The following is a 2830-nucleotide window of genomic DNA, read 5'->3' on the forward strand; positions in this document are numbered from 1 at the left end:
TACTCCTCCGGCAGAAGCAGAAAAAGCTTATTATGCTTCCATCGGAAACGATGATCTGGCAGCCTGAGTTCACAGATAAAACACTCTCCAGGAAACCCGGGGCGGTTCAAATTGCGTAACTGTCATGCTCTGGATTATTTAATTCTTTCAGTGGGAATTTTTCCTCAAAGGCTTTATTAAGCCGCCCCTGATTTCCTTTTACAGCGAATAAATAATCACCGCCCTGTTTTTGTATCTTCTCTGCGATATCTTTCTGGCACCCCATCGCATCAGTTGTGATAATTTTTCCTTTAATATCCAACATGTTAAGAAGTTCAGGGATAGCTGTGATCTCATTGGATTTCTCATCCGTCCTGATCTGTCCGATGACCAGACTGTGCATTGTTGAGAACGCACTAATGACATGAATCGCTCCCCTGCGGCGACTCTTGTCATAAGAATGCCGGAGCGTTTTTCCATCAATTGCAATAACGTCTTTATCATCTGAAGAATGGCAGTCACGCATCCAGTTAATAAAGCACTCGTGAAATTTTGAAGGACTGATACAGGATACAACTCTGGCAATGGTATCGTGAACAGGAATACCATTTTCAAAATCACCATATTGCTTCAAAAAATCGAGATGTGTTTCCCCAAAATCCTCTATATCTTCCCAGCCTTCTGCACAAGAAATAACGGCACAAATAGTCAACAGTAGAATATCCGACAATTTATGTTCCACTTTCCAGGCTTGTCTGTAATCGGGGATAATAGAAATATGTTCCATCAATTTTTTAAGTTCCATTTTGTTCTCCTTAATTATGTAAGGAGTATTTGACCATGTATACGCAATAAAAAACAGCTTCAGGTAATGAGGAATATCTCAATTTTTAAACATAAAATGCGAATTATTTAGTACAAAAAAGCAGCGTTACGTGATCTTTCCCTGGTTAATCATGGCTGAACACGATATTACGCCAGAAATCACCATTTCCAAAACACAGCGCCGCTATAAAGTCGGCTATGTCAGAGCCCGCCACATAAACAGCAAAACCTACATGACCACGTACTACTCACGACACCCCAGCCTGAACCTCAAGGGCGACTGGCTGAAAGAGGCCGGATTTGATACCGGGCGGGGTGTCACGGTGAAGATTTCGGAGGGGTGCCTGACCATCATCGCTGACAGTGACGAGGTGCAGGAACTGCGGGAGGAACTTTATCAGGTTAAACAGGTGGTTAAGGGGATGCGGAGCGGGATGTTTAGTGTGCTGAACGATAATTAAATAATAAAAAGCCGGGAAGATTTAATTTTCTTTCCGGCTTTGTCTAATTAATTATTCAGGAAATTTTCTATTTTTATATGATGACCATAAGTGAGTGATCGACCAAGAGTTTTCCTTTCCGAGTACAAAACTTTTGGAGATTATCTCAATATCATCAGATATACGCGAAGATATTTCAGAATTATTAATCACCCTGAATGAGTATTTAAATGCCTTTTCTCGCAAGGAATCAATAAACTCAATATCATCATCCTGAAAACTTTCCTTATCTAATGAATTAAACTCACTCATCCAGCAATCATCAAACTCCGGTTCATCTCTTGAGTCTAATGCACTATCAACATTTAATGATTTAAGAAAATCAAAAAATGACGGGGTGGATAAACAGTTATCAATTTCAATTAGCTTATTATTAATCATCACATTAACCCTTGTCCTTTGAGCCAAACCTCTATTAAATCAACAGCCTTGGATGGTGTCACATTAGTACCTAGCGTATAAGTTCCATTTGGAGATTTAACATCAACTCTGATGTCATCTAATTTTGAATACGCTTTTCTGTAAGCATCAAATAACTCTTTATCCGAACCAAGGAAATCACCTTGTCTTGGACCTATCACATCTCGTTCCGCATGATGTAAACGCCAGTGATTATGTTCTGGATTTTCTCCTCTAGGGAATAATGTTGGGCGAGTTTTATCAGATCGGGAAACTTCAAACGGACGTCCTTTAGATTTACGAACCGCAGGAACATGATGTCCAGATTCACTCACGCCCATACACTTCTTCGTTAATCCAAGGGGATCGATCCAGCTTAACGGATTCGGTGCATAAGCATACAGGTTTAACCCGCCTCTTAGCCCTATCGGGTCCGTTACCATGAACCGCCCGACATCCGGATCATAGTACCTGTGCAGATTGTAATGCAGCCCCGTTTCCCTGTCGAGGTACTGTCCCTGGTAGCGCAGGTTCTGCTCCACCCCGCCGTGGTCCTTCTCCTGTATCGTGTTACCCCAGACCTGATACCCCGTCTCCCACACGATTTTCCCGTCACTGTCCGTCATCTCCAGGGCAAGATTACGAAAGCCCGCACCCCGCAAGGACTGACGCCAGATAGTTTCTGTCCATGGCTGCTTTTCGCATCTTACGTCTTAACCCTGCCTTGAATACCTTATCATTCGTCAAAATATTAATAGCGATGTGCCGTATCCCTGAAAATAATTCTGCTGCATTTCCTCTTCTTATTTTGCAGTCGTCTTCATTCATTACCACGTCCAGACGCCAGTGCAGCTTATTCTCCACGTGCCAGTGATTTCGGATCGCTGTGGCGAACTTTTCTGCGGTTAAATCAGCAGAACTGATATAATATCTGACCGTCATTTCTGGCTCTTTCTTTTGTTCTGCTATTATGGACCGAAAGGAGACTGCCACGCATAATTTCTTCAGACCTTTCCATTCAAACGTGAAATCAATAAGTTCATCAGGGACATCACAAACAATATGAAGACGGGTTTCTTCTCTGCCGTGACTCTTTTCACTAATTGAGTAACTGTCGTGCTCTGGAT

General features: G+C 42.2%; 3 protein-coding genes and 2 pseudogenes. 1 reads left to right on the forward strand and 4 read right to left on the reverse strand.

Annotated features, from left to right (window positions below; all coding sequences use genetic code 11):
* Positions 1-109: 109 nt before the first annotated feature.
* Positions 110-784: pseudogene (locus tag ACJHWT_RS25175) on the reverse strand (ISAs1 family transposase); the annotation flags it as partial.
* Between the two features lie 151 nt (positions 785-935).
* On the opposite strand from ACJHWT_RS25175, the gene ACJHWT_RS25180 reads away from it, so the two are divergent.
* Positions 936-1265 (forward strand): SymE family type I addiction module toxin, encoded by a 330-nt coding sequence (locus ACJHWT_RS25180; protein ID WP_001317706.1) that lies wholly within the window; start codon positions 936-938, stop codon positions 1263-1265.
* Between the two features lie 51 nt (positions 1266-1316).
* Here ACJHWT_RS25180 and ACJHWT_RS25185 read toward each other — a convergent pair whose 3' ends face one another.
* From ACJHWT_RS25185 to ACJHWT_RS25195, 3 genes and pseudogenes are all read right to left on the reverse strand, one after another.
* Positions 1317-1685: a hypothetical protein gene (locus ACJHWT_RS25185; protein WP_000609380.1), complete on the reverse strand. Its 369-nt coding sequence runs from the start codon at positions 1683-1685 to the stop codon at positions 1317-1319.
* Positions 1685-2329 carry an RHS repeat-associated core domain-containing protein gene (locus ACJHWT_RS25190; protein WP_000132216.1) on the reverse strand — a complete coding sequence of 215 codons (645 nt, stop codon included), beginning with the start codon at positions 2327-2329 and terminating at the stop codon, positions 1685-1687. Before ACJHWT_RS25190 ends, ACJHWT_RS25185 begins: the two co-directional genes overlap by 1 nt.
* A 13-nt stretch (positions 2330-2342) precedes the next feature.
* A pseudogene (locus tag ACJHWT_RS25195) lies at positions 2343-2830 on the reverse strand (ISAs1-like element ISEc1 family transposase); the annotation flags it as partial.

The organism is Escherichia sp. WS338 (assembly GCF_046486405.1).
GTDB classification, from domain to species: domain Bacteria; phylum Pseudomonadota; class Gammaproteobacteria; order Enterobacterales; family Enterobacteriaceae; genus Escherichia; species Escherichia coli.

Bases quoted from the DNA above. Each gene is read 5' to 3' on its own strand.
- ACJHWT_RS25180 (WP_001317706.1), top strand. From the start codon at position 936: ATGGCTGAACACGATATTACGCCAGAAATCACCATTTCCAAAACACAG.
- ACJHWT_RS25185 (WP_000609380.1), bottom strand. From the start codon at position 1,685: ATGATTAATAATAAGCTAATTGAAATTGATAACTGTTTATCCACCCCG.
- ACJHWT_RS25190 (WP_000132216.1), bottom strand. From the start codon at position 2,329: ATGACGGACAGTGACGGGAAAATCGTGTGGGAGACGGGGTATCAGGTC.